Annotated in this window: 20 protein-coding genes and 2 pseudogenes; 7 read left to right on the top strand and 15 right to left on the bottom strand. The window is 75.5% G+C overall.

Translation table 11 applies throughout. The features are described 5' to 3' along the window. Positions 1-46: 46 nt before the first annotated feature. Positions 47-1,315 carry a hypothetical protein gene (locus GQS52_RS25150; RefSeq protein ID WP_259370966.1) on the top strand — a complete coding sequence of 423 codons (1,269 nt, stop codon included), beginning with the start codon at positions 47-49 and terminating at the stop codon, positions 1,313-1,315. A 33-nt stretch (positions 1,316-1,348) separates the two neighbouring features. On the opposite strand, the pseudogene GQS52_RS25145 reads toward GQS52_RS25150, so the two are convergent. Beyond that, positions 1,349-2,100: pseudogene (locus GQS52_RS25145) on the bottom strand (cobalt-precorrin-6A reductase). Between the two features lie 83 nt (positions 2,101-2,183). On the opposite strand from GQS52_RS25145, the pseudogene GQS52_RS25140 reads away from it, so the two are divergent. After that, positions 2,184-3,283 (top strand): annotated as a pseudogene (locus GQS52_RS25140) (cobalt-precorrin-5B (C(1))-methyltransferase). Between the two features lie 71 nt (positions 3,284-3,354). On the opposite strand, the gene GQS52_RS25135 reads toward GQS52_RS25140, so the two are convergent. From GQS52_RS25135 to GQS52_RS25100, 8 genes are all read right to left on the bottom strand, one after another. Next, positions 3,355-5,679: an FUSC family protein gene (locus tag GQS52_RS25135; protein ID WP_182315784.1), complete on the bottom strand. Its 2,325-nt coding sequence runs from the start codon at positions 5,677-5,679 to the stop codon at positions 3,355-3,357. A 112-nt stretch (positions 5,680-5,791) separates the two neighbouring features. Then, positions 5,792-6,586 (bottom strand): TSUP family transporter, encoded by a 795-nt coding sequence (locus tag GQS52_RS25130; protein WP_259370965.1) that lies wholly within the window; start codon positions 6,584-6,586, stop codon positions 5,792-5,794. Between the two features lie 112 nt (positions 6,587-6,698). Beyond that, entirely contained in the window at positions 6,699-7,598 is a 900-nt protein-coding gene (locus tag GQS52_RS25125) for an alpha/beta hydrolase (RefSeq protein ID WP_182315782.1), read from the bottom strand. A 148-nt stretch (positions 7,599-7,746) separates the two neighbouring features. Beyond that, positions 7,747-8,655 carry a M28 family metallopeptidase gene (locus GQS52_RS25120; RefSeq protein WP_259371198.1) on the bottom strand — a complete coding sequence of 303 codons (909 nt, stop codon included), beginning with the start codon at positions 8,653-8,655 and terminating at the stop codon, positions 7,747-7,749. Positions 8,656-8,824: 169 nt separating this feature from the next. Beyond that, positions 8,825-10,264 carry an NAD(P)/FAD-dependent oxidoreductase gene (locus GQS52_RS25115; protein WP_182315780.1) on the bottom strand — a complete coding sequence of 480 codons (1,440 nt, stop codon included), beginning with the start codon at positions 10,262-10,264 and terminating at the stop codon, positions 8,825-8,827. A gap of 123 nt (positions 10,265-10,387) precedes the next feature. After that, positions 10,388-11,494: a YncE family protein gene (locus GQS52_RS25110; protein WP_182315778.1), complete on the bottom strand. Its 1,107-nt coding sequence runs from the start codon at positions 11,492-11,494 to the stop codon at positions 10,388-10,390. A gap of 110 nt (positions 11,495-11,604) precedes the next feature. Continuing rightward, positions 11,605-12,915: a lanthionine synthetase LanC family protein gene (locus GQS52_RS25105; protein ID WP_182315775.1), complete on the bottom strand. Its 1,311-nt coding sequence runs from the start codon at positions 12,913-12,915 to the stop codon at positions 11,605-11,607. A 209-nt stretch (positions 12,916-13,124) separates the two neighbouring features. Then, a complete protein-coding gene (locus GQS52_RS25100) occupies positions 13,125-13,319 on the bottom strand; it encodes a hypothetical protein (RefSeq protein WP_182315773.1) in 195 nt (64 codons plus the stop codon). 245 nt (positions 13,320-13,564) lie between these two features. Here GQS52_RS25100 and GQS52_RS25095 point away from each other — a divergent pair, with 245 nt between their 5' ends. Beyond that, a complete protein-coding gene (locus GQS52_RS25095) occupies positions 13,565-13,972 on the top strand; it encodes an SseB family protein (protein WP_259371197.1) in 408 nt (135 codons plus the stop codon). Positions 13,973-14,260: 288 nt separating this feature from the next. Next, positions 14,261-14,539 (top strand): hypothetical protein, encoded by a 279-nt coding sequence (locus GQS52_RS25090; protein WP_182315769.1) that lies wholly within the window; start codon positions 14,261-14,263, stop codon positions 14,537-14,539. 113 nt (positions 14,540-14,652) lie between these two features. Here GQS52_RS25090 and GQS52_RS25085 read toward each other — a convergent pair whose 3' ends face one another. From GQS52_RS25085 to GQS52_RS25070, 4 genes are all read right to left on the bottom strand, one after another. Beyond that, positions 14,653-15,555 carry an RNA polymerase sigma factor SigF gene (locus GQS52_RS25085; protein WP_182315767.1) on the bottom strand — a complete coding sequence of 301 codons (903 nt, stop codon included), beginning with the start codon at positions 15,553-15,555 and terminating at the stop codon, positions 14,653-14,655. A gap of 110 nt (positions 15,556-15,665) precedes the next feature. Further along, positions 15,666-16,739, bottom strand: a complete 1,074-nt coding sequence (locus GQS52_RS25080) for a glutamate--cysteine ligase (RefSeq protein ID WP_182316719.1) — start codon at positions 16,737-16,739, stop codon at positions 15,666-15,668. Between the two features lie 168 nt (positions 16,740-16,907). Next, on the bottom strand, positions 16,908-18,536 hold the full coding sequence (pruA, locus tag GQS52_RS25075; protein ID WP_182315765.1) for an L-glutamate gamma-semialdehyde dehydrogenase: 1,629 nt from the start codon (positions 18,534-18,536) through the stop codon (positions 16,908-16,910). 32 nt (positions 18,537-18,568) lie between these two features. Continuing rightward, entirely contained in the window at positions 18,569-19,498 is a 930-nt protein-coding gene (locus tag GQS52_RS25070; protein WP_182315763.1) for a proline dehydrogenase family protein, read from the bottom strand. 210 nt (positions 19,499-19,708) lie between these two features. Here GQS52_RS25070 and GQS52_RS25065 point away from each other — a divergent pair, with 210 nt between their 5' ends. Next, a complete protein-coding gene (locus tag GQS52_RS25065; protein ID WP_182315761.1) occupies positions 19,709-20,944 on the top strand; it encodes a helix-turn-helix domain-containing protein in 1,236 nt (411 codons plus the stop codon). A 103-nt stretch (positions 20,945-21,047) separates the two neighbouring features. Here the strand turns inward: GQS52_RS25065 and GQS52_RS25060 are convergent, their stop codons facing one another. Further along, entirely contained in the window at positions 21,048-21,185 is a 138-nt protein-coding gene (locus GQS52_RS25060; RefSeq protein ID WP_182315759.1) for a hypothetical protein, read from the bottom strand. Positions 21,186-21,508: 323 nt separating this feature from the next. On the opposite strand from GQS52_RS25060, the gene GQS52_RS25055 reads away from it, so the two are divergent. Continuing rightward, a complete protein-coding gene (locus GQS52_RS25055) occupies positions 21,509-23,524 on the top strand; it encodes an FUSC family protein (protein WP_182315757.1) in 2,016 nt (671 codons plus the stop codon). Between the two features lie 121 nt (positions 23,525-23,645). Next, on the top strand, positions 23,646-24,104 hold the full coding sequence (locus GQS52_RS25050) for a universal stress protein (protein WP_182315755.1): 459 nt from the start codon (positions 23,646-23,648) through the stop codon (positions 24,102-24,104). A gap of 100 nt (positions 24,105-24,204) precedes the next feature. On the opposite strand, the gene GQS52_RS25045 is transcribed toward GQS52_RS25050, so the two are convergent. Continuing rightward, complete coding sequence (locus tag GQS52_RS25045) at positions 24,205-25,662, bottom strand: aldehyde dehydrogenase family protein (RefSeq protein WP_182315753.1); 1,458 nt, start codon at positions 25,660-25,662, stop codon at positions 24,205-24,207. Positions 25,663-25,672 lie beyond the last annotated feature (10 nt).

Here is a 25,672-nt window from a genome sequence, read left to right as displayed (position 1 = left end):
CCCTGCCGCCGTCGGCAGGGCGCCGAGCCGTCGCAGCGTACTGGGCATGGCGGCGGGCGCGGCCCTGACCGCCGGCGGTTGCGGCCTGCGCGGACCGGACCGGGACGGTACCGGGAAGGCGCCCCGGCCCGAAGCCCCGCGCGGGCCCGCCGTCGAGCTCATCGGCGACGGCTCCACGAGCCGGACCGGGGACCAGCCGAACCAGCCGGAGGTGGAGCGGCTGGAACCGGGGCAGGCGCCCCCGCAGTTCGTGGTGTTCTCCTGGGACGGCTCGGGGGAGGTCGGCAACGGGCTGTTCGAGCGCTTCCTGCGGCTGGCCCGCGACCACGGCGCGGCCATGACCTTCTTCCTCTCCGGCGTCTACCTGGTACCGGAGTCGAGGCGGGAGCTGTACCGGCCCCCGCGCAACCCGGTCGGGGCCTCGGACATCGGGTACCTGACCGACGCCCACATCAAGGACACCCTGCGGCAGTTGCGCCGGGCCTGGCTGGACGGGCACGAGATCGGCACCCACTTCAACGGCCACTTCTGCTCAGGCGCCGGCTCCGTGGCCGGCTGGACCCCCGAGGACTGGCACAGCGAGATCGACCAGGCCGTGTCGTTCGTGACCCGGTGGCGGACCCACACCGGGTTCACCGACGTCGACCCCCTGCCGTTCGACTACCGGGCCGAACTGGTCGGCGGACGCACCCCCTGCCTGCTGGGGCAGGAGAACCTGCTGCTCGCGGTCTCCCGGCGCGGCTGGCGCTACGACTCCAGCTCCCCGGGCGGGCGGCAGGTGTGGCCGTCGAAGCGGATGGGGCTGTGGGACCTGCCGCTGCAGGGCGTCCCCTTCCCGGGGCGGAGCTTCGAGGTCCTGTCCATGGACTACAACATGCTCGCCAACCAGTCGGTCAACGCCACCCGCTCCCACCCCTCCAACTACCCCGGCTGGCGCACCCAGGCCCGCGAGGCCTACCTGGCCGGCTTCCGCAGGGCCTACTCCACCAACCGGGCCCCGCTGTTCATCGGCAACCACTTCGAGGAGTGGAACGGCGGGATCTACATGGACGCCGTCGAGGAGGCCCTGCGGCGGATGGCCGGCCACCCGCAGGTGCGGCTGGTCTCCTTCCGGCAGCTGGTCGACTGGCTGGACGCGCAGGACCCGCAGGTCCTGGCACGGCTGCGCACCCTGGACGTCGGGCAGTCCCCCGAGGGCGGCTGGCGCAGGTTCCTGGCCCCCCGCCCGCGCGGGTCCGGACGCCCGAAGGCCCCGGTGCCGGCCGCGCCCGGGCCGCAGAGCGTGGCCCCGCCGACCGATCCGGACGTGTACTGAGTCCGGCGGCGGACGGCTCCGGACGCGCGGTGGTCAGCGGGCGGCGGCCTCCAGGACCCACCCGGCGGCCGCCGCGGCGTCGGGCACCGTGCGCACCCCCTCCGGCAGCGGCGGGCGCCGCACCATCAGCACGGGCAGGCCGAGGGCGCGGGCGGCGACCAGCTTGGCCGCGGTCATCGCACCGCCGCTGTCCTTGGTGACCAGCAGGTCGATCCGGTGGCGGAGCATCAGCTCCCGCTCCCCCTCCACGGTGAACGGGCCCCGCTCGCACAGCACCACCACCCGCGGCGGCAGCGGCGGCCCGGGGGCTCCACCGTGCGCACCAGGAACCACGGGCGGTCCAGGCCTGCGAAGGCGGCGAGCCCCTGCCTGCCCGTGGTCAGGAACACCCGCTCCCCCAGCCCCGGCACCGCGCCGGCCGCCTCCTCCAGGGAGGCGGCCCCGGTCCACCGGTCCCCCGCTCCCGGCTCCCAGCCCGGACGGCGCACGACGAGCAGCGGCACGCCCGCACGGGCGGATGCGGAGGCCGCCGAGGCGGTGATGCGGGCCGCGAAGGGGTGGGTGGCGTCGACCACCGCGTCCACCCGTTCCTCCTCCAGCCAGGCCGCCAGTCCGTCGGCGCCGCCGAAGCCGCCGACGCGCGAACGGCCCGGCGGCAGCAGCGGATCGGCCACCCGCCCGGCCAGGGAGGAGACGGCCTCCACGCCGGGCTCCTCGGCGAGCAGCCGGGCGAGCGCCCGCGCCTCCGCGGTGCCCCCTAGGATCAGGACCCGTGTCACCGACATCCTCCTCCCCGGCCCCCCAGGACCCCTCCCCCGCCTCCGCCGGCGGGCCGGACGGCGGGTCCGGCGGCGGGCGCTCCGGCCAGCTGCGCAGCAGCGGCCTGCGTCCCGGCTGGACGACCGGCGCCTGCGCCACGGCGGCCACCACCGCCGCCTGCACGGCGCTGTTCACCGGCGGGTTCCCCGACCCGGTGACGATCACCCTGCCCAAGGGGCAGCGCCCGTCCTTCGCCCTGGCGGTCGAGGAGCTGGGGGACGGCAGTGCCACCGCAGGGGTGGTCAAGGACGCCGGCGACGACCCGGACGTCACCCACGGGGCGCTGGTGCGCGCCACGGTCCGGCCGGGCCCGGCCGGGTCGGGGTGGTCTTCCGCGCGGGTCCCGGGGTGGGCACGGTGACCCGGCCCGGCCTGCCGCTGGAGGTCGGCGAACCGGCGATCAACCCGGTGCCCCGGCGGATGATGCGCGAGGCGGTGGCCGAGGTGGCGGCCCGTCACGGCGGCTGCGGGGACGTCGAGGTGGAGATCTCGATCGACGACGGCGAGGAGATCGCCCGGCACACCTGGAACCCGCGCCTGGGCATCCTGGGCGGGCTGTCCGTGCTGGGCACCACCGGGGTCGTGGTGCCGTACTCGTGCTCGGCGTGGATCGACAGCATCCGGCGCGGGGTGGACGTCGCCCGCGCGGCCGGGCGCACGCACGTGGCCGGCTGCACCGGCTCGACCTCGGAGAAGGTGGCCGTGGCCGAGTACGGACTCCCCGAGGACGCACTGCTGGACATGGGCGACTTCGCCGGCGCGGTGCTGAAGTACCTGCGGCGCCACCCGGTCCCCCGGCTGACGGTGGTCGGCGGCTTCGCCAAGATCTCCAAGCTCGCCGCGGGCCATCTCGACCTCCACTCCTCCCGTTCCCGGGTGGACACGACCTTCCTGGCCGGGCTCGCCGCCGCCGGCGGGGGCGGAGAGGAGCTGGCCGCCGCGGTCGCCGCGGCCAACACCGGCCTGGAAACCGTACAGCTGTGCGCCGGGCGCGGCGTTCCGCTGGGCGACCTGGTCGCGCGGGCGGCGCGGGAGACCGCGCTCGGGGTGCTGCGCGGGGCCCCGGTGGCGGTGGACGTGCTGTGCATCGACCGGGCGGGGGCCGTCGTGGGCCGCTGCGCCCCCGTGGGGCCGGCCGGGCGGGGCTGAACCGCCCCGGGTGCCGCGCCCGGCCCCGCACGCCCGCACCCGCGCCGGGCGGCCGGGGGCCGGTGGCCGGCTCAGACCGTGCCCCGGCCGTCGTCCACCGGTGCGCCCAGGGGCCGGGCGAGGCCGACCACGCCCTCGTCCAGGCGCTGCAGGTGGCGCAGCACCCGGTAGGCGACGGTGCCCGGCTCCAGCGGCCCGGCGCCCGCGCCGCCGGGGCCGGGTGCCGTCTCGAGCATCGCGGCGACGCTGGAGCCGGAGTGCACGGCGCCGCCCCGCCCGGCCCCGTCCCCGGGGGCGGGTTCGAGGCGGGCGACGAGGGCCTGGAGGTTGTGGTCGATGCGCTCGCCCGCCTGGACCAGCCGCGGGTCGGCGGCGATGCGCTTGCTGTACGGCAGCAGTTCGGCGGTGGCCGCCAGGCTGCGGGCGTGGTAGGCGCACATCTCCAGCAGCGCCACGATGTACCGGACGGTGCGCCGCCGGCCGCGCAGCGGGCTGGCGGGGTGGGTGAGCGGGCCGGCGGACTGGCGCAGCGCGTCCAGTGCGGTGTCCAGCTCGCGGGCGCGGTCCAACAGGTCGGGGGCCGGGGTCCCGCCCAGCTGGGCGACGGACGCCTCGGTGACCTCGCGCAGGCGCTGCAGGACCTCCCGCAGCTGCTCGTCGGTGTGGCTGGCGGTGCGCACCGGCAGGACGAACAGGGCGGCGACGAGGCCGCAGGCCGCGCCGATCGCGGTCTCCTCGATGCGCAGCACGAGGACGTCGGTGCTGTAGGTGTTCAGCAAGGTGTAGAGCAGTCCGAGCATCGCGGTGACGAAGAAGGACATCAGCGCGTAGGACAGCGGGGCGGTGAAGAACATGCCGAACACGCACAGCACCACCAGGGCGAAGGCGAGCCACGGTCGTTCGCCGACGACTCCGGCGAGCCAGGCCCCGGCGACCACCCCGGCGACCGTGCCCAGCAGCCGCCGGTAGCCCTTGACGAGGATCTCCCCGGTGGAGGTGGTGTTGAGGAAGACCACCCAGCAGGTCAGGACCGCCCAGTACCAGCGCTGCTCGGACAGCAGCTCGCCGCCGACGATGGCCAGGGCGGAGCCGACCGTGACCTGGAAGGCGAGCCGGGTGGTGGGGCGCTCCAGCCCCTCGGGCTCGGGAGTCTCCTCGTCCGAGGCGGCGATGGAGGCGTCCTCGGCCTCCAGCTCCTCGCGGGACCGCATGGTCTCCAGGGTGTCGTCGGACTCGTCCTGGGGGCCGTCCAGGGCCATGCGCAGGCCCAGGACGGCGCGGGTGAGCTCGCCGATGGCGCGGAAGACGTCCTGGACGGCCGGGGAGGCCGGGGGCAGGTTCTCGTCGTCGCGGTAGGCGATCAGGCGGTTGCGCAGGTGGGTCAGGGCGGTGCCGCGGTCCTGGGCCGCGGTGCGGCCGACCAGCAGGTGCAGGGCCCGCAGGTCCCTGCGCAGGCGGGCCTCGGTCTCGCCGCCCTCGGGCACCACCGGGGCGGGGGCGGCCGGTCCGGTGGGCAGCAGTTCGCCGGGCAGCAGGCTCTCGGGCAGGTGCAGGGTGAGGGTGTCGACGCCCTCGTGGTGGCGGGCCTTCAGGATCAGCACGCCCAGGCGTTCGGCGGCGATCTCGGCCTCGGCCACGCGGCGCTGCAGCAGGGCGGCGGTGCGGGGTTCGCGGGTGCCGTCCTCCAGCCGGGTCTGGATCATCAGCGCGCACTCGTGCAGCCGGGCGGTCTGCTTGCGCAGCTCCTCGACCGCCCTGTCGGCGTCGGGGCCCACGGAGGAGGAGGCGGCAGCGCTGTCGACCAAGGCCGTCTGGGCGGCGACGACCTGGGCGAGGCGGGCCCGGAAGGCGTCGCGCAGCCGTCCCAGGGTGGCCTCGGGCTCGGCCCGCACCAGGAGGAAGCGGGCGACCGCGCTGCAGGCGAAGGCAGCCGCCACGACGGCGCACGTGCCGGGCAGTTCCTGCGGCTCCGTCCCGACGAACAGGGTGATGAAGAACAGCTGGAAGCCGATCATGCCGAGGGCCTTGCCGCGCTCCCCGTACCGGCGGACGTAGACGGCTGCGAAGATCAGTGCGAGGAAGACCGCGGCGGCCGTGAGCGGCCAGGAGCCGAGGTAGGCGGCCAGGACCACCGCGGCCAGCGCCGTGGGCAGGGCGAGGGCGAGGGTGACCGCCTGGTCCTTCGGGCGCGCCTCGCTGATGGTCGCGGTGGAGGCCATGGCGGCCGTGCCTCCCGTGACCAGCATGGGCACGGGGATGCCCGCGGCGGCCAGGACCGCCAGGGCGAGCAGGACCGCGGCGACGGTGCGCACGGCGGCCGCGAGCCGGATCAGTCCGGGGTCGGAGGCGGTGAAACGGTCCCAGACGTCGGATCGTGTCCGCCATGCCACTGCCATGCCGCTGACCGTGCCTCATTTCGTACCGGTGACCGTTTTCGTGCGGTACCAGGATCGCACGTGCGGGACGGGGTGGCCGGGCCCGGTGCGCGGCGGCCGGCGCACCGGGCGCTCAGCCGAACTGGTCGACGCCCAGCCTGACGACCATGGCGGCGACCACGACGAGCAGCACGACGCGCACGAAGCCGGAGCCGCGCCGCAGTGCCGTCCCGGCCCCGAGCCGGGCTCCCACGATGTTGCAGACGGCCATGGCGGCCCCGAGGAGCCAGATCACCCGCCCCTGGGTCGCGAACACCGTGAGCGCCCCCAGGTTCGTGCCGACGTTGACCACCTTCGCCAGCACCGAGGCCTGGAGGAACTCCATGGCCAGCAGGCCGGTGAACGTCATGATGAGGAACGTCCCGGTGCCCGGGCCGAAGATGCCGTCGTAGAAGCCGATCCCGCATCCGGCGAGGCCCACGGCGAACAGTTTGCGGCGGCGGCCGACGGCGTCCGGGTCCAGGTCGGTCCCGAAGGCGGGCCGGGCCGCGACGAAGGCCGCCACGGCGATGAGCAGGGCCATGACGACCGGTCTGAACCAGTCGGCCGGGAGGCTCGACGCGGACAGGGCCCCGAAGGCGGCGGCCGGGACGGCCAGTCCCGCCGCAGGGAGGGCGACGGAGCGGTCGGGCCGGGTGTGCCGTGCGTAGGTGACGGCCGCGACGGTGGTGCCGGCGACTGCGGTGAGCTTGTTGGTGCCCAGGGCCGCGGAGGGCGGCAGGTTGGGGAAGGCCATCATCAGCGCCGGGATGAGGACGAGTCCGCCGCCCCCCACCACCGCGTCCACCCACCCCGCGGCCGCCGCGGCCGCCAGCAGTCCCGCCACACCTATGCCGTCCATGCCGCCTATGCCGTCCAAGGCGTCCATGCCGTCCAAGGCGATCCCCCCTGCGTGGTTCGGTGCCCGGCCCCGGGTCCGGGGCCGGGCACCGATGATTCCCCATGCGGGAGGGGGTGCCGGAGGCGGGTCGTCCGGTCTCTCAGTCCCCCGCGGCCGGCCGGTGCCCGCGGCGGAGCAGGCATTCCTCCGCGAACGCCAGGACGCGCAGGTGGTAGGAGCGGGCGGCCCAGCCGAGGCTGATGTTGTGGCCCGCGTCGGGCTGGCGGTCGACCCGGACCCCGGTCGAGGTGAAGGCGGCCACCAGGGAGGCCACGGACTCCTCGTCGTGCCGCCACCAGTGCTCCTCCTCGGCGAAGGTCACCCGGACCGGCACGCGGACGCGGGCGGCGGTCGCGGGGAACATGCCGGGCCACAGCCGCGCCTCGTGGACCTCGGCGGGGGGCCGGTCGCCCGTCCCGAACCCGCCGGGGCGGAAGGTCGCCCCGGGGTAGAACCGCAGGGAGCCCCAGTTCTGCTTCCGGCTGCCGTGGCCTTGGTCGCCGGACGGGGTGCCGGGGTCGGCGGCGTACCGGTGGCCGCAGCCGGAGACGTCGAGGCCGATCAGGTCGTCGTCCTCCCAGGCGGCTGCGGCGGTGAGGGCGAGCTTGCCGCCGTAGGAGTGGCCGACGAGGAGGACGCCCGCCCCGAGGGACCGCCCGGCGGCGAACGTCTTCAGGGCGGCCTGCACGGTGGTGGCCTGTTCGGCGAGGGGCAGCCCCTGGGGCAGCGCCGGGGCGGAGAGTCCGTAGCCGGGGCGGTCCAGGGCGAGGACCGTGTGGCCGAGGCCGGCCGCGAGGGTCAGCAGGGAGAGGTCGGGGTGGGCCCGGCCGTCGAAGTAGTCGGCCCGCATGCCGCCGCCGTGCAGGGCGACCAGGGTGGCGCGGGGCGGCCCGGCGGCCGGTTCCGCGACCAGGCCGGAGAGCGTCACTCCCCCGGCGTCCAGGGCGACCGGCCGGACTTCCGGGCTGCTGGGCGGTGTCGGCCGCGTCCGTTCCGTCATGGGGACTCGGGCTCCCGTCGCCGTGGGGACGCGTACCGGGCACGCGCTGGTCGGAGTCCGTTGTACCAGTCCGTGCGCGCCGGGACACGTTCCGTTGCTCCACCGGTGGCCGGGAGGGCCACCGGTGGAGCAGTGCCGCCGGGTGCCGTTACTGCGACAGCGTCCACACCGCGTGGGCGACCGCGTCGGCGTTGCGGTCCAGCGCGGTGGCGTTGATGTTGGAGGTGGTGTCGCAGGAGCGGTGGTAGCAGGGGTCGTAGGCGCGGCCGGCCGTGCCGCCCCACTTGGCCGCCTGCGTCGAGGTCTTGATGCCCTCGGCGCCGCTGAACGTGCCGCCGGTCGGGATGCCCGCGGCGGAGAAGGCGGCGTGGTCGCTGCGCCCGCCGACGGTGATCGGGTCGGTGTCGATGCCGATGCCCGCGTAGTAGTTGTTGAGGGTGGCCTCGATCGCCGCCGACCCGGTGGGCTCCCCGCTGCTGCTGTAGACGAAGTAGCCGGGATTGGGCGAGCCGGTCATGTCGAAGTTGAGGTAGGCGTCGATCTTCGCCCGCTCGGTCGTGGTGAGGCTGTTGACGTAGCGGGTGGAGCCGACCAGGCCGAGCTCCTCGGCGCCCCACCATGCGAACCGCAGGTGCTTGGTGGGCTGGTAGCCGCTGCGGGCGACGGAGAGGGCGACCTCGAGGAGGGTGGCCGATCCGCTGCCGTTGTCGTTGATGCCGGGGCCGGCGGTGACGCTGTCGAGGTGGCCGCCGGCCATCAGGACGTTGTTGGTGTCCCCGCCGGGCCAGTCGGCGATGAGGTTGTAGCCGGTGGCCCCGTTGCTGGTGAACGTCTGGACCCTGGTGGTGTAGCCGGCCGCGTCCAGCTTGGACTTGATCCAGTCCACGGACGCCTTGTAGCCGGGGCGGCCGTGGGCGCGGTTGCCGCCGTTGGCGGTGGCGATGGACTGCAGTTGCGTCAGGTCCGCCTGCACCGCGGAGACCGCGATGTCGGGGGCGGCCTGGGTCGTGGGGCCGGCGGCGTGGGCGGGCGCCAGGCCGGTCAGGGCGGCCGTCACCGCCAGGGTGCACACGGCGCTGAGGGGAAAGCGCAGTTTCAAGGTCTCGCCTCTCTGTGGGGGATGAGGTCGACACGGGCGATCGCACCATACATGGACGCGTACATGCCAAGTAAGGGCATCGGGGAATCCCGTTCGCGCACCGGTCGGGAGCCGGCGGGGCACCGGCTCACGTTCCGTACTCCTCGAGCAGCCGCAGCCACAGCTCACCGACGGTGGGGAAGGCCGGCACCGCGTGCCTCAGCCGGCCCAGCGGCACCTCGCCGACGACGGCGATCGTGGCGGCGTGCAGGAGTTCACCGACGTCGGGCCCGACCAGGGTGCAGCCGACGACCACCTCGCGTTCGGTGTCCACGACCATCCTGGCCCGCCCCCGGTAGTCGTCCCGGCGCAGCGCGGCGCCGGCCACGTCGCCGACGGCGCAGTCGACCGCGCGCACCGGCAGGCCCTCCTCCCGGGCCCGTCGCTCGGTCAGGCCGACGCTCGCCACCTCCGGCCGTGTGAAGACCACTTGGGGCACGGCCGCCCGGTCGGCGGTGGCCGTCCACCCGGTCCAGGGCTCGGGCCCGGCCTCCCTGCCCTCCGCGCGGCGCACGACGGCCGCGGCGCACGCCCTGGCCTGGTACTTGCCCATGTGGGTCAGCAGGGCCCGGTGGTTGAGGTCGCCGGCCGCGTACAGCCACCCACCCGGCACGCCGGTGACCAGGCAGGTGTCGTCAACCTCCAGCCAGGTGCCGGGGGCCAGGCCGACGCTGTCCAGTCCGAGGGCCCCGGTGCGCGGCAGGCGGCCGGCGGCCACCAGGAACTCCTCCGTCTCCAGCCGGGATCCGTCGTCGAGTTCGGCGGTGACGAACCCGGTGGCCGCGTCGCGGGCGACCCGCCGCGCCACGGTCCCGGTACGCACCCGCACGCCCTCGGCCCGCAGGGCCTCCCCGACCGCCCGGCCGGCGAACGGCTCCATCGCGGACAGCAGTCCGGGGCCGCGCACCAGCATCGTGACCTCGGAGCCGAGGGAGCTCCAGGCGGTCGCCGCCTCGCAGGCCACCGGCCCCCCGCCCAGGACGGCCAGCCGGCGCGGCGGCGTGCCGGCGCTGGTGCCCTCGCGGGCGGTCCACGGGCGGACGCCGCGCAGCCCCTCGACGTCGGGGACCGCGGCGGCCGACCCGGTGCACAGCACGACCGCGTGACGGGCGGTCAGCGTCCGCGGTCCGTCACCGCCGCGCAGGACCTCCACCCGCCGCTCGCCGGCCAGCCTCCCGTGGCCGCGCACCAGGTCGATGCCGGCCGACCGCACCCAGTCGGCCTGCCCCCGGTCGTCCCAGCCGGAGACGAAGGAGTCGCGGCGGGCCAGGACGGCGTCGGGGTCGAGGTCCCCGCCCGCGGCCCGGCGCGCTCCGCGCACCCCCCGGGCCTCGGCCAGGGCCGCGGCCGGGCGCAGCATCGCCTTGCTGGGGACGCACGCCCAGTACGAGCACTCGCCGCCGACGAGTTCGGACTCCACCAGGGCGGTGGACAGGCCCGCGCGGGCGGTCCCGGCGGCCACGTTCTCCCCGGTGGGACCGGCGCCGATCACTACGACGTCGTAACCCTCTTCGTCGGCCTGCGTCATGCGGCCCTCTCCTCCTGCGCACCCGGGGTCCGTCCCACGAGCAAGCTATGCCGGGACCGGTGGGTGCGCAGGGGCTCAGGGCCGAACGGTGGAATGTGCGCGGGACTGCGGCGTGTCACCGGGTCAGCGGCGGCCGGTGATGCGGTGCGCGGAGTCCGCCGAGTCCGCACCGGAGGCGGACTTGTCCAGGACGTACGCGGCACCGCGGGCGACGGTGACGTGGTTGGTCCTGGCCCCGGTGGCCAGGTCGGCCAGGACCGTCCCCTTCCGCGGGTCGACGACGGTGGTGGTGCCCGAGTCGCGGTTGGCGACGTACAGCAGGCCGGTGCGCCCGTCGTCCGAGACCGACAGGGCTCCCGCGCCGGTGGCCACCGAGCGGGTCACCCCGCCGGTGCGCAGGTCGACCACGGAGACGGTGCCCGAGGTCTGCTCGGCCACGTAGGCGGTGCGGCCGTTGCGGGTCAGGTCGATGCCTATGGCGCCCTCGCCGGCGACCGGGATCGTGCGGACCTCGTCCGAGCCCCGGGAGAAGGCGAGGACCCGGTCCCCCTTCAGGTCCGCGGCGTAGACGGTGCCGGTGCGCGCGTCGAGGTCCAGGCCCATCGGGCCGGAGCCCTCGAGGGTGATCCGGTCCACCTCCTCCAGGGTGCGGGTGTCGAAGGCGACCACGGAGCCGTCCTCGTAGGAGCTCGCCCAGGCCAGGTCGCGCCTCTCGTCGACGACGACCTCGCGGGCGTGGGCGACGTCCTCGAGCGTGGCCAGGTGACGGCCGGTCCGCTGGCTGTGGACGGCCACCGAGTCGTTGCGGGTGTTGGTGGTCCACACGGTGTCGTGCTCGTCGTCGACGGCGACGCCGTAGACCGCCTCGACGGCCCCGGTGGCCGGGTCGAGCACCGGCGGGGTGAAGGACGCCTCGACCTCGAGGGTGTCCGGGTCGAGCTTGAGCAGCAGCGACCGGGTGACCGGCGGGCGGCCGACGGACGCCGTCGCCCACAGCACGTCGTTGCGCGCCGAGTAGGCGGACTGGTACAGGCCATGGGTCACCTCGGCGGAGGTGACCGCGAAGGCCCCACCGGGCCGCTGCTGCGCCGCGGCGCCGGCCTCCGGGGCGGCCCGGTCGGCGGCCGCGGCGGGGGACACGGCGGCCGCGCCGGCCAGGACGGCGGCGGCGAGGGCCAGGGCGCAGGTCCGTCGGGTGCGGACGGGGGTGTTCTTCTGTCCGGCGGTCATGGTGCTTCTCCACGGGGGCGGGAACGGCGGAGCGGTCGCCCCGCCGTGCAAAGGTTAGCTTAGGCTTACCTAAGCAATCATCGGGGTTCCCGCACCCGCCCGCCGGGGCGTCAGCGCAGCATGAGGGCCACGTCCCAGCCGATGCCCCCGGCGGGCAGCCCCGCGTAGTCGGCGAGCGAGCAGGCCACTCCGGCCGCACCGTGCAGGAGCCCCAGCCGCTGGGGGTTCCCGGCGGCGTCGGTGAACCCGTAGGGGGCGTGGGGGCGGAACATCGGCAGCAGCGCCTCGGCCGCCCGGTGGGCGAGTTCGCCCGCCCGGTCCCCCTGCTCCCGGGCGGCGGGGCCGTCGGCGCGGGCGGACAGGGCCGCGTGCATGACGCCGGCGACCCCCCGGAACAGGTCGGGCCGCCGGTCGGGCAGCACGGCGGTGCGGGCGGCCAGGGATCCCAGGAGGTCGCCGGCCGCGGCGTGCAGTGCGTCGTCCTCCAGTGCCGCGGCGGCGAGTTGGAGGGCCCGGGCGATGCCCGGCGTCCCCTCCGCCCAGGTGACGGCCGCCGGGAAGGGGGCCGGCACGGGACGGGCACCGGTGCGCAGTTGGGCCCCGGTCACCGCCACCGGCCACGCGCGCGCACCCCCGGGTAAGGTGTCCGCCCATCCCAGCAGCCGGCGGGCGGCGTGGCGGATCGCCTCCCGCTGCCCCTCCACCACGGCCCCGCGCAGGGCGGCCGCCGCCAGCAGGGACAGCGGCCCCGCCACCCCGTGGGCGGCTCCGGTCAGGGCGGCCCCGGTGGGATGCGCGCGGGAGGGGTCGGGGTGGTCGGAGGCGGGCAGCCACCAGCCGGGCCAGTCCCCGTCGTGCGGGGCGAGGATCGCGGTGAGGGTCTCCAGGCAGGTGCGGGCGGAGCGTTGGGCCGTCCTGCCGGCAGGAGCACCGCGCAGCCAGGTGTCCGCGGTGGCCACCTCCAGCAGGACCCGGCCCACCCCGGACAGCCCCTCGACGGTGTCGTAGACCATCAGCGGCGCCCCGGGCCTGGCCCGCACGGTCTGGCGCCGGGAGAGCGAACGGGCCCGCACGGCGAGCCAGCCCACGGCGTCGTCCGCCAGGGACGTCCTGCCCGGCCCCAGGGCGGACTCGGCGATCAGGGCCGAGGTCATCACCAGGCCGGGGCCGGACCACACGCCCGCGGCGTTGGTCGAGGCCGCGTGCGCGGCGGCCTGGTCGACGAGGTCGAGCGCGTCCGGCTCGCCGAGCCGCGCCCGCAGCACGGCGGCACCGCACAGGTCCTCCACCAGGGCGCCCGGGCCGGGGGCGGGGGGAAGCGGGCCGTCCGCGCGTTCGGCCACGTACCGGGCGAGGTGTTCGGCCAGCCCGCCGAGGGGCAGTGCCGGGGTGTCCAAGTACTCGGGTGCTGTGGAGGCCATCGTCTCCCCGTCGGACGCAGGTTCTGCCGGGCACGGACGCGCACCGCGCACCGTAACGGGCCCGGCGCGAGGAGTCGCGACTGAGCCTGTGTCATATACGGCCGCCGCACAAGGCCGCCTGCCGGGGAACGGGAGCGCGCCCGGCGCACGGCCGGCACGGGGACCGGCGCGCGGGCGCGCGGGCGCGGGCACGGGGCCGGACCGGAGGGTCAGGGGTGCACGCCCGAGAGCGTCGCGGCGATGTTCCCGGTGACCTCGCTGATCGCGGGGGCCACCGACGAGCCGGCCAGGTAGAAGCCCAGGAGTATGCAGGCCAGTGCGTGCCAGAGGTTCAGACCCGCCTTGCGCACGAGCACCACGACGATCACGAGCAGCAGCAGGACGATCGAGACGGAAAGCGTCATTGCGGGACTTTCTCCTCGGCGGTTCCGATTCCCCCTCAGTATCCGGTCCCCTGCTGCCGGTAACAATTCCGGTCCCGTCCAACTCACCCGTTGGGCGGGGTGGATGGGGAATGGCCGGAAGTGCGGCGGACGGCGGACATACCTTGCGGCGTCCCGGGTACCCGAGCCGGACCGGCCCCCCGGCCGGTTGCCGCAGCAACCCGCAGAGAGGACCTGCCACCGTGTCCGAGCCCACTCCCGAAACCGTGTCCGACGCCGTCCCCCTCCCCCGTGACGGCGCGTCGCCGGCGCAGGAGGCCCTGCGCGCCCTGGCGGCCGACCGGCGCGACGAGGGCGCGCTGACCGCACTGGCCCGCAGCGAGGTGCTGCTGCCCGACCCGGGGGACCCCCGGGAGGCCGACCCGCAGAGCGTGCAGCTGCCGGTGTTCGAGCAGCAGGACGGCACCCGCCTGGTGCCGGTGTTCACCTCCGAGGCGCGGCTGGTCCGGGTGCTGCCGGAGATCGAGCGCTACCGGGCCGTCCCGCTGGCCCTGCTGGGGGACAACTGGCCCTCGGAGGAACTGGCGCTCACCATCGACGCCGGCTCGCCCGAGGCGCTGACGCTCGGCGGGCAGGGCATGAGGGCGCTGCCCGCGCTGGCGGGCGGCGCCTGACGCCGCGTCGGGATCCCGCCGGGAAGGCCGCGGGGGACGCGGACCCGGCATAGGAGGCGACCGGGCCCCGGGACATCGTGTTCCCGGGGCCCGGTCGCGTCCTCCGGCCGTATCTACACGCGAAGAGTGTCCGAAATGCGTTTCGGAAGATGCGTTAAACGGAAACCAAGTGCGCTGATTCGGTTCCGTTCAACGGCTTCCCGGGCAATCCTGTGACGTGCGGGGCTTCCTGTGGACGGTGGGAGAGCCGCCCGTCCATACCGGCTCGTCCGCTCCCGAAGGAGGATCATGACCGTGACACTGCAGGACGAAATAGACGGCATCAGCCGTTGCGCCCGCTCCGTGGTGCAGGGACTCGACCGCGACGGCACTCCCCCGGCCGGCATAGGGGAGGCCGTGCGCGAGGCGCTGGACTCGCTGCACCTGCTCTGCGACGAACTCGCCGAGCGGACCGAGGACCCCTCCCAGCGGTCGCGGCTGGAACAGGCCACCGCGCTGCTGGCCAGCGCCTGGTGGCACGTGAACGAGACCAGACGCCCCCGGCTGCCCACCCAGCACAGCGCGTGAACGACGTCCGGCCGCCGCCCACCCCCGTCCGTGGCAGGAGGGGTGGACGGCGGCCGGAGCGGTGCTCCTGTCCGCGGGGCCGGGCGGGGCGGGGCCGGGCGGCCCCGGCACGGTCAGCCCTCGGCGAAGACCCCGGCCCTCAGGCGCTTGAGGGTGCGGTTGAGCAGGCGGGAGACGTGCATCTGGGAGATGCCCAGCTCCTCGCCGATCTGGGCCTGGGTCATGTCCGCCCCGAAGCGCATGGCCAGGATCCGCCGGTCCCGCTCGTCCAGCTGGGCGATCATCGGCTTGAGCGTCTCCCAGTACTCCACGCCCTCCAGGTGCTGGTCCTCGAAGCCGATCCGGTCGGCCAGGGCGCTCTCGCCCTCGTCGTCGCCGGCCTGCGCGTCCAGGGAGCTGGCGGTGTAGGCGTTGCTGGCCGTCAGGCCCTCGATGATCTCCTCCTCGCTGAGCTGGAGGCGCTCGGCGAGTTCGGCGACGGTGGGCGAGCGGTCGAGCTTCTGGGACAGCTCGTCGGTCACCTTGGCCAGGTCCAGGCGCAGCTCCTGCAGGCGCCGCGGCACCCGCACCGACCAGCTGGTGTCCCGGAAGAACCGCTTGATCTCACCGATGATCGTGGGCATCGCGAACGTGGGGAACTCCACGCCGCGGGTGAGCTCGAAGCGGTCGATCGCCTTGATCAGCCCGATGGTGCCGACCTGGACGATGTCCTCCATCGGCTCCGACCGGTTGCGGAACCGCGAGGCTGCGAACTTCACCAGGGCAAGGTTCAGTTCGATGAGGGTGTTGCGCACGTAGGCGTAGGCGTGGGTGCCTTCCTCCAGCTCCGTGAGGCGCCGGAAGAGGACCTTGGACAGGGCCCTCGCGTCCTCCGGGCCCACCAGCTCCGGGGACTTGATCTCGGGAAGGCCTTCGAGGCCGGGCACGACCTCGGTGACTGCGTCGTGCGCGACCTCGGTAACTGCGTCGCAGGCAGCTGCAGAGTTCTTGGTGGATGCCTGGAGCAGCACGTCCATCGGGTGACCCCTCCCTGGTTCGGCGTTCCTCTGGAACGTCCGGTTCGGCGTTGCGTGTGACCGTCGTGGGGACGCGCCTACCCCCCGGTCACACCTTCATGCAAAGAAATTCACACCAATGTGTGCTTGATGGCTTCGGCGACCACGTCGGCCAGTCCTCCGCCGCCCTCGACCACCGATCGCTGGATCCGGGCGCCGTTGCCGCGGGCCAGCAGCCGCTCCGTCAGATCGGTCGCGGTCCGCAGGTCTCCGGCGTCGTCCAGCGCCGGGGCCAGATGGCCGAGCAGGGTCCGCACGGCGTCCTCGGCGGGGACCGGCCGGCAGGTGCCCGGGTCCAGCAGCTGACCCTCCAGGCCGGAGCGGGCCGCCCGCCAACCGGCCAGCCGGAGCAGGGACGTGGGGACGGGGGCCGGGGGCCGCCCGGCGCGCCACTCCCTCGCCGCCGTCTCGACCAGGCCCCGGACCAGCAGCGCCAGCAGGACCGCGTCGTCGGCGTCCAGGCACACGTCCGCCACCCGGATCTCCACCGTCGGCCAGTGGCGGGAGAGCCTCGCGTCGAAGTAGACCATCCCCTCGTCGAGGATGGTGCCGGTGGCCAGCAGGGAGTGGACGGTCTGCCGGTAGCCGTCGGCCGAGCCGAACGGGTCGTAGGGGCCGGCGGTGGGCCAGCGCCCCCACACCAGGCTGCGGTAGCTGCGGTAGCCGCTGTCGTTGCCCTGCCAGAACGGGGAGTTGGCGCTCATCGCGGTCAGCACCGGCAGCCAGGGCCGGATGCGGTCCAGGACCGCCGCGCCCTCCTCGTCGGAGTCGACCTGCACGTGGACGTGGCATCCGCAGGTCAGCTGCTCCTGGGCGGTCAGCCCGAACTCGGCCGCCATCCGGCGGTACCGGCTCTCGGGGGTCAGCGAGGGCTCCACCGCCAGCGGGGACGTGCCCAGCGCGGCCACCTCCGCCCCGGCCTCCCGGGCCCGGTCCGCGGCACGCTGCCGGCGGTTGCGGATCTGCACGGCCAGGTCGTCCGCGCGCACGCACGGGCGGGTGCCCGTCTCCACCTGCTCGCGCTGGAACTCCTGGCTCAACTCCTCCGGCCCCGAACCCCCGGAGGGGCCGACGACCGCCTCGGCGACCGAGCGGGCCAGACCGGTGTCGGGGTCGACCAGGAGGAGTTCCTCCTCGACCCCCATGCTGCGCGGGAAGTTCTTCTCTTCTGTCTCTGTCACGACGGGCCCCTACCCAGGAACCCCGTGACGCATCGTGGGTTTCCCGCGGACGGGGGGAGCGCGCGGACGCGGGACGCGCCCCGCACCGGGGGGGCCGGTGCGGGGCGCGCGGGGGAAGGCGGACCGTGCCGGTCAGCCCATGTGCGGGTAGCGGTAGTCGGTCGGGGGCACGAGGGTCTCCTTGACCGAGCGGGTGGAGGTCCAGCGCATCAGGTTCTGCTTGGCGCCGGCCTTGTCGTTGGTGCCGGAGGCGCGGCCGCCGCCGAAGGGCTGCTGGCCGACGACGGCGCCGGTGGGCTTGTCGTTGACGTAGAAGTTGCCGGCCGCGAACCGCAGCACCTCCGCGGCGTGCGCGATCGCCGCCCGGTCCCGGGCGATCACCGCGCCGGTGAGCGCGTAGGGGGAGACGGACTCCATCTGGGCGAGCATCTGCTCCCACTGGTCGTCCTCGTAGACGAAGACGCCGAGGATCGGGCCGAAGTACTCGTCCTTGAAGATCTCGTTGTCCGGGTCGGTGGAGACCAGGACGGTGGGGCGGACGAAGTAGCCGACCGAGTCGTCGCAGGTGCCGCCGGCCACGACCTCGACCGTCGGGTCGTTCGCCGCCCGGTCGAGGGCGGCCTTGTTCTTGGCGAAGGCGCGGGCGTCGATGACCGCGCCCATGAAGTTGGACAGGTCGCTCACGTCACCCATGGACAGGCCGTCGACCTCGGCGGCCAGCTCCTCGCGGAACCCGCCCTCCCAGATCGAACGGGGCACGTACGCCCGCGAGGCCGCCGAGCACTTCTGCCCCTGGTACTCGAACGCCCCGCGCACCAGCGCCGTCCGCAGCACCGCCGGATCCGCCGAGGGGTGCGCGACCACGAAGTCCTTCCCCCCGGTCTCCCCCACCAGCCGCGGATACGTGCGGTAGTTCGCGATGTTCTCCCCCACCGTGCGCCACAGGTGCTGGAAAGTGGCCGTGGACCCGGTGAAATGGATCCCCGCCAGCTCCGGATGCGCCAGCGCCACCTGCGAGACCGCCACCCCGTCCCCGGTGACCAGATTGATCACCCCCGGCGGCAGCCCCGCCTCCTCCAGCAGCTCCATCAGCAGCACCGCCGCCAGCGTCTGCGTCGGCGACGGCTTCCACACCACCGTGTTGCCCATCAACGCCGGCGCCGTCGGCAGGTTCCCCGCGATCGCGGTGAAGTTGAACGGCGTGATCGCATACACGAACCCCTCCAGCGGCCGGTGGTCACTGCGGTTCCACACCCCCGGCGAGGACACCGGCTGCTCGGCCAGCACCTGCCGCGCGAAATGCACGTTGAACCGCCAGAAGTCCACCAGCTCGCACGGCGTGTCGATCTCCGCCTGCTGGACCGTCTTGGACTGCCCCAGCATCGTCGCCGCCGCCATCCGCTCCCGCCACGGCCCCGCCAGCAGGTCCGCCGCCCGCAGCAGCACCGCCGCCCGGTCGTCGAAGGACAACGCCCGCCACCCCGGCGCCGCCGCCAGCGCCGCCTCCACCGCGTCCCGCGCATCCCCCACCGTCGCCGCCGCGAACGTGCCCAGCCGCGCCGCGTGACGGTGCGGCTGCACCACGTCCACCCGCTCACCGCCGCCCATCCGCCGCACCCCGCCGATCGTCATCGGCAACTCCCGCGGACCGCCCGCCACCTCCTTCAGCGCCGCCTCCAACCGGGCACGCTCCGCACTGCCCGGGGCATAGGTGCGCACCGGCTCGTTGACCGGAACGGGTACCTGGGTCACAGCATCCATGGGGTTCTCCTTGTGTCGCGGGTCGGTGGGGTTCAGGCGCCGGGAACGAACGAGCGCAGGAAGAACAGGAGGTTGGCGGGCCGCTCGGCCAGGCGGCGCATGTAGTAGCCGTACCAGTCGGTGCCGTAGGGCACGTAGACGCGCACGCGCTCGCCCTCGCCGACCAGGCGGTGCTGCTCGGCGGTGCGGATCCCGTAGAGCATCTGGAACTCGTAGGAGCCGGCCTCGCGTCCGGTGCGGCGGGCCAGGTCCCGGGTGATCTCGATCAGGCGCGGGTCGTGGCTGCCGATCATGGGGTGGCCGCCGCCCTCCATGAGGATCCGCAGGCAGCGCACGTATGCCCTGTCCACCTCCGCCTTGTCCTGGAAGGCGACGTGGGCCGGCTCCTTGTAGGCGCCCTTGACCAGGCGGACGCGGGAACCGGGTGCGGCCAGGCGGCGGCAGTCGTCCTCGGAGCGGAAGAGGTAGGACTGGATGACCGGGGAGGTGCCGGGGTGGTCGCGGCGCAGCTCGTCGAGGATCGCCAGCGTCGAGTCGACGGTGGTGTGGTCCTCCATGTCGAGGTTGACCGTGGTGCCGATCTCGGTGGCGGCCTCGGCGACCCGGCGGGCGCCTTCCAGTGCGATGTCGTGTCCGCCCTCGCCCAGGGCCTGGCCGAAGGCGGACAGCTTCACCGAGACCTCGGCGCGCCCGCCGAGGCCCAGCGGGGCGAGCTCGTCCAGCAGGCGCAGGTAGGCGTCGCGGGTGGCGGTGGCCGCGGCCCGGTCGGTGACGTCCTCCCCGAGGTGGTCCAGGGTGACGTCCAGGCCCGCGGCGGTGAGGGAGCGGACCGCGGTGAGGCAGTCCCCCAGTCCCTCACCCGCCACGAACCGGTCCACCGTCGAACGGGTGAGGGGGGAGGCCGCGACGATGCGGCGCAGCCTGTCGCTGCGGGAAGCGGTGAGCAGCAGGGGGCCGAGCAACGGGTCCTCCCGGAGGGCGGTCCGGGCCGGCGGGCGGCCCGGAGAGTGGTTCGAAGGGGTACTGCGAGAGGTGTCGTGGTGACAGCTAGACGGTAGGGAGGACGGAGGGGCCGCGACCATGGACAGCCGTCACGCCTTGGACACGGCACACTTGTACAGCTGTATGAACAGCGGTGCGGGACGGAACACGGACGGACGGAGCGGGCACGGGTGCGCGGCGACTACCAGGACCTCGTGGAGGAGGCCGCCGCGCTGCTGGGCGCCCCGGCGACGCTGGAGGACAGGGACTTCACCCTGCTGGCCTTCGGCGCGCACGAGGGGGAGCCCGACCCGGTGCGGGCCCGGTCGATCCTCAGCCGGCGCTCCACCGCCGAAGTGCGGGCGTGGTTCGAGCAGTTCGGCATCGGGCGGGCCGCCGGCCCGGTGCGCACCCCGCCCGATCCGCGGACCGGGGTCCTGGGCAGGCTGTGCCTGCCTGCCCGGCACGGCGGGGTGACCTACGGCTACCTGTGGCTGCTGGACCAGGGGCCCTCGGGGAGCTCCCGGTGGGACGAGGAACTGCTGCGCCGGGGCATGGAGATCGCCGCGCGCGCCGGGGCGCTGATGGCAGAGGAGGCGCACGCCGGGTCGGAACTGGGCCGTGAGCTGGGGCGGTTGACCTGCGGCGGCGAGCAGGAGCGCGCGGAGGCCGCCGAGGCGCTGGGCGCGGCGCTGGGGGTGTTCGGCGACGTGCCCTACGCGGTGGCGGTGGTGCGGACGGACGGCCCGGACGCGGGGACGGGGGCGGGGAACGCCCCCGTGGGGGTGCGGTCGCTGCCGGGGCGGGTCGCGGTGCGCACGGCACCGGGCTCGGTGGAACTGCTGGTGCCCCTGCGGTCGGCGGACACCGCCCCCGCCGCGGCGGCCGCCCGGAAGGTGGCGGAGCTGTTCCGGGACCGCTCGCGGGGGACGGCCGGAATCCCGGGGCGGGCCGGAGCGCCCGCCCGGGAGGCGGCGCCCGACGCGCGCACCGGCGCCGGGACGGGCCCCCCGGCCGGGGTGAGCGCCGCGCACACCGACCCCGGATCCGCGCGGGAGGCACTGCGGCAGGCACGGGCCGCGGCCGGGGCCTGCGCGGCGGACCCGGCTCTGGGACCGGTGGCCCGCTGGGAGGACATCGGCCCGTTCCGCCTGCTGTCGGCCCTCCCCGCGGACGCCGCGCACGACCCCGCGGTGGCGCCCCTGCTGGCCCCCGCCCACGCGGCCCTGGCGCGCACCGCCGAGGTCTACCTCGACCTGGCCGGACACGCCCAGCACGCCGCCGCCGCCCTCAGCATCCACCGCCAGACCCTCTACTACCGGCTGTCACGGGTGGAACAGCTGACGGGCCTGGACCTGGCGCGGGGCGAGGACCGCCTGCTGCTGCACATGGTGCTCAAGGCCGTCCGGCTGCGGAAGGGCCCCTGAGCAGCGGCCCGCACACAGGCGGGGCCCGCCGCCCGGGGCGGCGCGGACGGCGGGGCGACGGCGCCCGGCCGGGGAGCGGCCGCCGGGCCGGGGGCCGGGCGGGTCACCAGCGCCGCAGGGCCAGCAGTCGGCGGCGCACCTCGACGCGCTGGCCGGGCACGGCCGGACCGGGCTCGTGCGGGCCGGGACGGCGGGGTGCGGGTTCGCGTTCCGGTTGTTTCTCGTCGAGCGGGGCTGTCATGGTGGGGCTCCTCTCCTCGGGACAGCTGGTGCCTGGGCTGTTGCGGTCCCGGACCGGGGGCGCGGCCGGGCCGGGCGCCGGTGTCCCGGCGCCCGTACGTAGTGCGTATACCCGGTGTTCGTGCTAACGTACGCGGTTTTGCGGCGACGGCACGCGGCCGTCACCCGTGCGGGAGGCCCGGTGGGCCGGACGGCGCAGTCCACCGCATCGACATCCTCCGGAAACACGGGGGAATCAGTCCTGAAGGCTTCGCCTTCTACCGTGGGGCCGTCCCGCCCGTTCCGTCCCCTCCCCCACCCCTCCCGAGGAGGCTCGTGCTCCGCATGACCCGGCGCCGTTCCGTACCGGTCTGGCTCTCCCACCCGTTCCGCTGGCAGCGGCAGCCCGTGCCCCGGGCCGCCGTGCTGCGCGGTGCGCTCAGTGCCGGGCCCCTGCTGGCCGCGGGGATCGCGCTGGGCCGCCCGGCGGCCGGTGTGCTGGCGGCGCTGGGGGCGATGCTGGCCGGGGTCAACGACCGTCCGGGCACCCGCCGGTCGGGCGTGGTCCACATCGGCCTGCCCGCGCTGGCCGGGGCGGCGGGGATGCTGGCGGGGTCGGTCCTGGCGGTGGTTGCTCCCGGTTGGTGGTCGCTGCCCGCGCTGTGCGTGGTGGGCCTCGTCTCCGGGGCGGTCAGCGTCGTCGGGCCGGTCTCCTCCACGGCCGGCATGCAGATGCTGGTGACGACGGTGGTCGGCGCGGGCATGCCGATGCCGGGCGCACCGTGGCAGAAGGCCGTCCTCTTCCTGTTCGGCGCCGGCTGGCTGCTGGCACTGCGGCTCCTCCTGCGGCCGCTGAGGCCGCGAGGGGGCGCGCTCAGCGGGGAGCGGGCGGCGGTGGCGGCCGTCTTCAACGCCCTCGCGGACGCGCTGGAGGCGGTGGGCGGGCCGCAGGCCGAGGCCGCGCGGAGGCGGTTGACGACCGCGCTGGACCGGGCCGACGAGGCGCTGCGGCTGCGCGGGGTGTTCCGGCGCCGGGCGGGCGCGGCCGAGCGCAGACTGGTGGGACGGTTCGCCGCGGCGACCGCGCTGTGCGAGGCGAGCGTGGCCCTGCTGTGGGAGGCGCAGCCGCTGCCGCCCCGGGTGGCCGAGGGGCCCAGGCGGCTGGCCTCCGCGGTGCGCACCGGGCTTCCCGCCGGGGCGCTTCCGGCGCCCCGGCCCGGCACGCCTGCCCGGCGGGCCTTCGACACCGCGCTGCTGGAGGCCGCGACCGTCTTCGGCCGGCCGGACGCGCACGACACCGGCGCGCACGGCACCGGCGAGGACGTGCACCGGCTTCCGGAGGGCGCGGCGGCCGGCGCCCGGCGCCGGGTCCTCGGACCGGCGGGCCGGGAGTACGGGCTGCGGGTGGCCGTGTGCGTCGCGGCCGGCGCGGCACTGGCACTGGCGCTGCGGGCCGACCACTGGTACTGGCTGCCGGCGACCGCGGCGTTCCTGGTCAAGCCGGACATGGGGCCGCTGTTCTCCCGGGTGGTCACGCGCTTCGCCGGCACGGCGCTGGGGGTGCTGGCGTTCACCGTGCTCATCGCTGTGCCGGCCGGCCCGTGGTGGCCGGTGGTGCTCGCGGTGGCGGCGGGTGCGCTGGTGCCGGTGGCGGTCCGCCACTTCGCGGCGCTGACGGCCGTGGTCACGGTGCTCGTGCTGTCCTTCGTCCACGTCGCGGGCGACACCGCGGTGGCCGGCCTGCGGCTGGTGGACACCGCGCTGGCCTGCCTGATCGTGCTCCTGGTGGGGCACCTCCCGCGACTGGTGGACACCGACGCGCGGGTCGGCGCCCGGCTGTCCGTCGCCCTGCGCAGGACCGAGGCCTACCTGCGGAACGTCCTGGACGCCCCCGCGCAGGACCGCACCGCCGGGACCGCCGGGACCGCCGGGACCGCCGGGACCGCCGGGACCGCCGGGACCGCCGGGACCGCCGGAGCGGGCTACCGGGAGCGCAGGGCGCTGCGGCGCGCCGCCTACCGCGCGCTCGGCGAGGCGCGGGCAGCCGCGGAGCTCGCGGCGGCGGAACTGCCGCCCGCGCGGGCGCGCGCGGGCGGATGGCTGGCCGTGGTGGCCTCCACCGAGCGCATCGTGGACGCGGTGACGGCCTGCGCGGTGCGGCTGGAGAACGGCACCCCGCGCCCGGACCCCCGGTACGCGCAGGAGCTGGGCGACGCACTGGCCGCGGTGGCGGAGCAGGTCGCGCACCGCCGTCGCGGACCGGTCTCGGTGCTCCCCGACATCGCGGTCCCGCCCGGCTGCGACACCCTCGCCGACGTGGCCGGGCAGCTGGGGCGCATCCGCGGGGAGGCCGCCGCGTGACGCGCACACCCGTCCGCCCGCGTGCGGGACGGGCGTTCGGGGTGGGGCGGGCGGGCGGGTCCCGGCCGCGGGTGAGAGCATCCCTGAAAGAATCGGCAACGCGTGGAAGCGAGGCAGTCGGATGACGGACGAGCAGGTCGTGAGCCGGATCGAGCCGGAAGGTGTCGTGGTGGGGTTCGACGGGTCCGAACCGTCGCGCCGCGCCCTGGCGTGGGCCGTCGAGGAGGCCCGGCTGCGGGGGCGTCCGCTGCACGTGGTGCGCACCTGGAAGCTGACCACCACGGAGACCCCCCGCACCGTCCCGGCCGGGACCGTGCCCCCGCTGCACGACTTCGAGGCCCAGGTGCTCTCCGAACTGCGCGCGGACGTCGAACGGGAGATGGGTGCCGAGGCGGCCTCCATGGCCGGGATCCACGCGGTGCACGGCGGCGCCGGGCGCGTCCTGGTGGAGGCCGGCGCCACGGCGGACATGCTGGTGGTGGGCAGGCGCGGGCACGGCGGCTTCGCCGGGCTGCTGCTCGGCTCGGTCGCCGACCAGTGCGTGCGGCACGCACCGTGCCCGGTGGTGACGGTGCACTGACCGGCCGCGGCTCCGGGGCGCGCCCGCGCCCCGGAGCCCGTCCGCGTCCCTGGTGCGTCCCTTCCCCGGGCCGTCACTTCCCGGGGCGGGCGCGGCTGCGTCAGAACGGGTAGGACGCCGTGGAGGAGCGCAGCGTCGTCCACCGCGTCTCGGTGAACGCCTCCAGGTTGGCGTCGCCGCCGAAGCGGGAGCCGGTGCCGGAGGCCGCGACACCGCCGAAGGGGGCCACGGCCTCGTCGTTGACCGTCTGGTCGTTGACGTGCACGCTCCCGGAGGGGATGCGGGCGGCCAGTTCCAGGCCCCGGGCGGCGTCGCGGGTGACGACGCCGAGGGAGAGCCCGTACTCCGAGGCCGCGGCCAGGGCGACGGCCTCGTCCTCGGTCGAGAAGGAGCGGACCGGAGCTACCGGCCCGAAGACCTCCTGCGCGTAGGCGGGCGTGTCGTCGCCCACCCCGGCCAGGACGGTGGGCCGGTAGAACAGGCCGCGGCGGGTGCCGCCCGCCGCGAGCCGGGCGCCCGCCCCGACGCTGGCGGTGACCAGGCCGTGGATCCGGTCGCACTGGCCCTCGTCGATGACCGGGCCGAGGTGGACCCGCTCCCGGGCGGGGTCCCCGACGGCCAGCGAGTCGGCCTTGGCGGCCAGCCGTTCCACGTACTCGTCGTAGACGGACTCGTGGACGAGGTGGCGCCCGGTGGTCATGCAGATCTGGCCCTGGTGGAAGAAGGAACCCCAGGCGGCCGCGTCGACGGCCGCGTCCAGGTCCGCGTCGGCCAGGACCAGCAGCGCCGAGTTGCCCCCCAGCTCCAGGTGGGCGCGTTTGAGGTGGCGCCCCGCCGCCTCGCCGACGGCGCGGCCCGCCCGGGTGGACCCGGTGAAGGAGACGACCGGCACCTGCGGGTGCGCCACCAGGGCCTGCCCGGCCCCGGCCGCCCCGGGCAGGACGTGCAGCAGCCCCTCGGGAAGTCCCGCCTCCTGCAGGACGCGGGCGATCGCGAACCCGCCGCAGACCGGGGTGCGCGGGTCGGGCTTGAGAACGACCGCGTTGCCGAGGGCGAGCGCCGGGGCCACGGACCGGATCGCCAGGATCAGCGCGGCGTTGAACGGGGAGATGACGCCGACGACCCCGACCGGCACGCGCCGGGTGCAGGACAGGCGCGGAACCTCGGTGGCCAGGACCTGACCGACGGGGCGGGAGGCGAGCGCCGCCGCCTCGTAAGCCTCCTGGGCGGCGACGTGGAGCTCGAAGTCGGCCTTGCCGGGAATGTTGCCGGCCTCCCGGACCAGCCAGTCCCCGACCTCGTCGGCATGGGCGCGGAAGAGGTCGCCGGCGCGGCGCAGGACCGCGGCCCGCTCGGTGAACGGGGCAGCGGCCCAGGCGGGCCGGGCCTCGGCGGCGCCCCGGACTGCGCGGTCGACGTCGGACGCGTCGGCGAGGCCGACGCGTCCGAGAACGGCGCCGGTGGCCGGCTCGACGACGTCGGTCCCGCCGCCGGACGTCCGCAGCCAGCGGCCGAACCAGGCACGGCCGTTCCAGTCCTCGGGATCGAGCAGAGCCATGGCACTCCTC

The sequence above is a fragment of the Streptomyces sp. SCUT-3 genome, assembly GCF_014083985.1.
Lineage (GTDB): Bacteria > Actinomycetota > Actinomycetes > Streptomycetales > Streptomycetaceae > Streptomyces_H > Streptomyces_H thermolineatus.
The sequence above is the reverse complement of the archived record's forward strand: the minus strand, read 5'-3'. Positions and strand labels throughout refer to the sequence as shown.

Bases quoted from the DNA above. Each gene is read 5' to 3' on its own strand.
- GQS52_RS25105 (WP_182315775.1), bottom strand. From the start codon at position 12,915: ATGGCCTCCACAGCACCCGAGTACTTGGACACCCCGGCACTGCCCCTC.
- GQS52_RS25055 (WP_182315757.1), top strand. From the start codon at position 21,509: ATGACCCGGCGCCGTTCCGTACCGGTCTGGCTCTCCCACCCGTTCCGC.
- GQS52_RS25130 (WP_259370965.1), bottom strand. From the start codon at position 6,586: ATGGACGCCTTGGACGGCATAGGCGGCATGGACGGCATAGGTGTGGCG.
- GQS52_RS25060 (WP_182315759.1), bottom strand. From the start codon at position 21,185: ATGACAGCCCCGCTCGACGAGAAACAACCGGAACGCGAACCCGCACCC.
- GQS52_RS25125 (WP_182315782.1), bottom strand. From the start codon at position 7,598: ATGACGGAACGGACGCGGCCGACACCGCCCAGCAGCCCGGAAGTCCGG.
- GQS52_RS25090 (WP_182315769.1), top strand. From the start codon at position 14,261: ATGACCGTGACACTGCAGGACGAAATAGACGGCATCAGCCGTTGCGCC.
- GQS52_RS25135 (WP_182315784.1), bottom strand. From the start codon at position 5,679: ATGGCAGTGGCATGGCGGACACGATCCGACGTCTGGGACCGTTTCACC.
- GQS52_RS25045 (WP_182315753.1), bottom strand. From the start codon at position 25,662: ATGGCTCTGCTCGATCCCGAGGACTGGAACGGCCGTGCCTGGTTCGGC.
- GQS52_RS25110 (WP_182315778.1), bottom strand. From the start codon at position 11,494: ATGACCGCCGGACAGAAGAACACCCCCGTCCGCACCCGACGGACCTGC.
- GQS52_RS25100 (WP_182315773.1), bottom strand. From the start codon at position 13,319: ATGACGCTTTCCGTCTCGATCGTCCTGCTGCTGCTCGTGATCGTCGTG.
- GQS52_RS25080 (WP_182316719.1), bottom strand. From the start codon at position 16,739: ATGGGGGTCGAGGAGGAACTCCTCCTGGTCGACCCCGACACCGGTCTG.
- GQS52_RS25050 (WP_182315755.1), top strand. From the start codon at position 23,646: ATGACGGACGAGCAGGTCGTGAGCCGGATCGAGCCGGAAGGTGTCGTG.
- pruA (WP_182315765.1), bottom strand. From the start codon at position 18,536: ATGGATGCTGTGACCCAGGTACCCGTTCCGGTCAACGAGCCGGTGCGC.
- GQS52_RS25085 (WP_182315767.1), bottom strand. From the start codon at position 15,555: ATGGACGTGCTGCTCCAGGCATCCACCAAGAACTCTGCAGCTGCCTGC.
- GQS52_RS25115 (WP_182315780.1), bottom strand. From the start codon at position 10,264: ATGACGCAGGCCGACGAAGAGGGTTACGACGTCGTAGTGATCGGCGCC.
- GQS52_RS25150 (WP_259370966.1), top strand. From the start codon at position 47: ATGGCGGCGGGCGCGGCCCTGACCGCCGGCGGTTGCGGCCTGCGCGGA.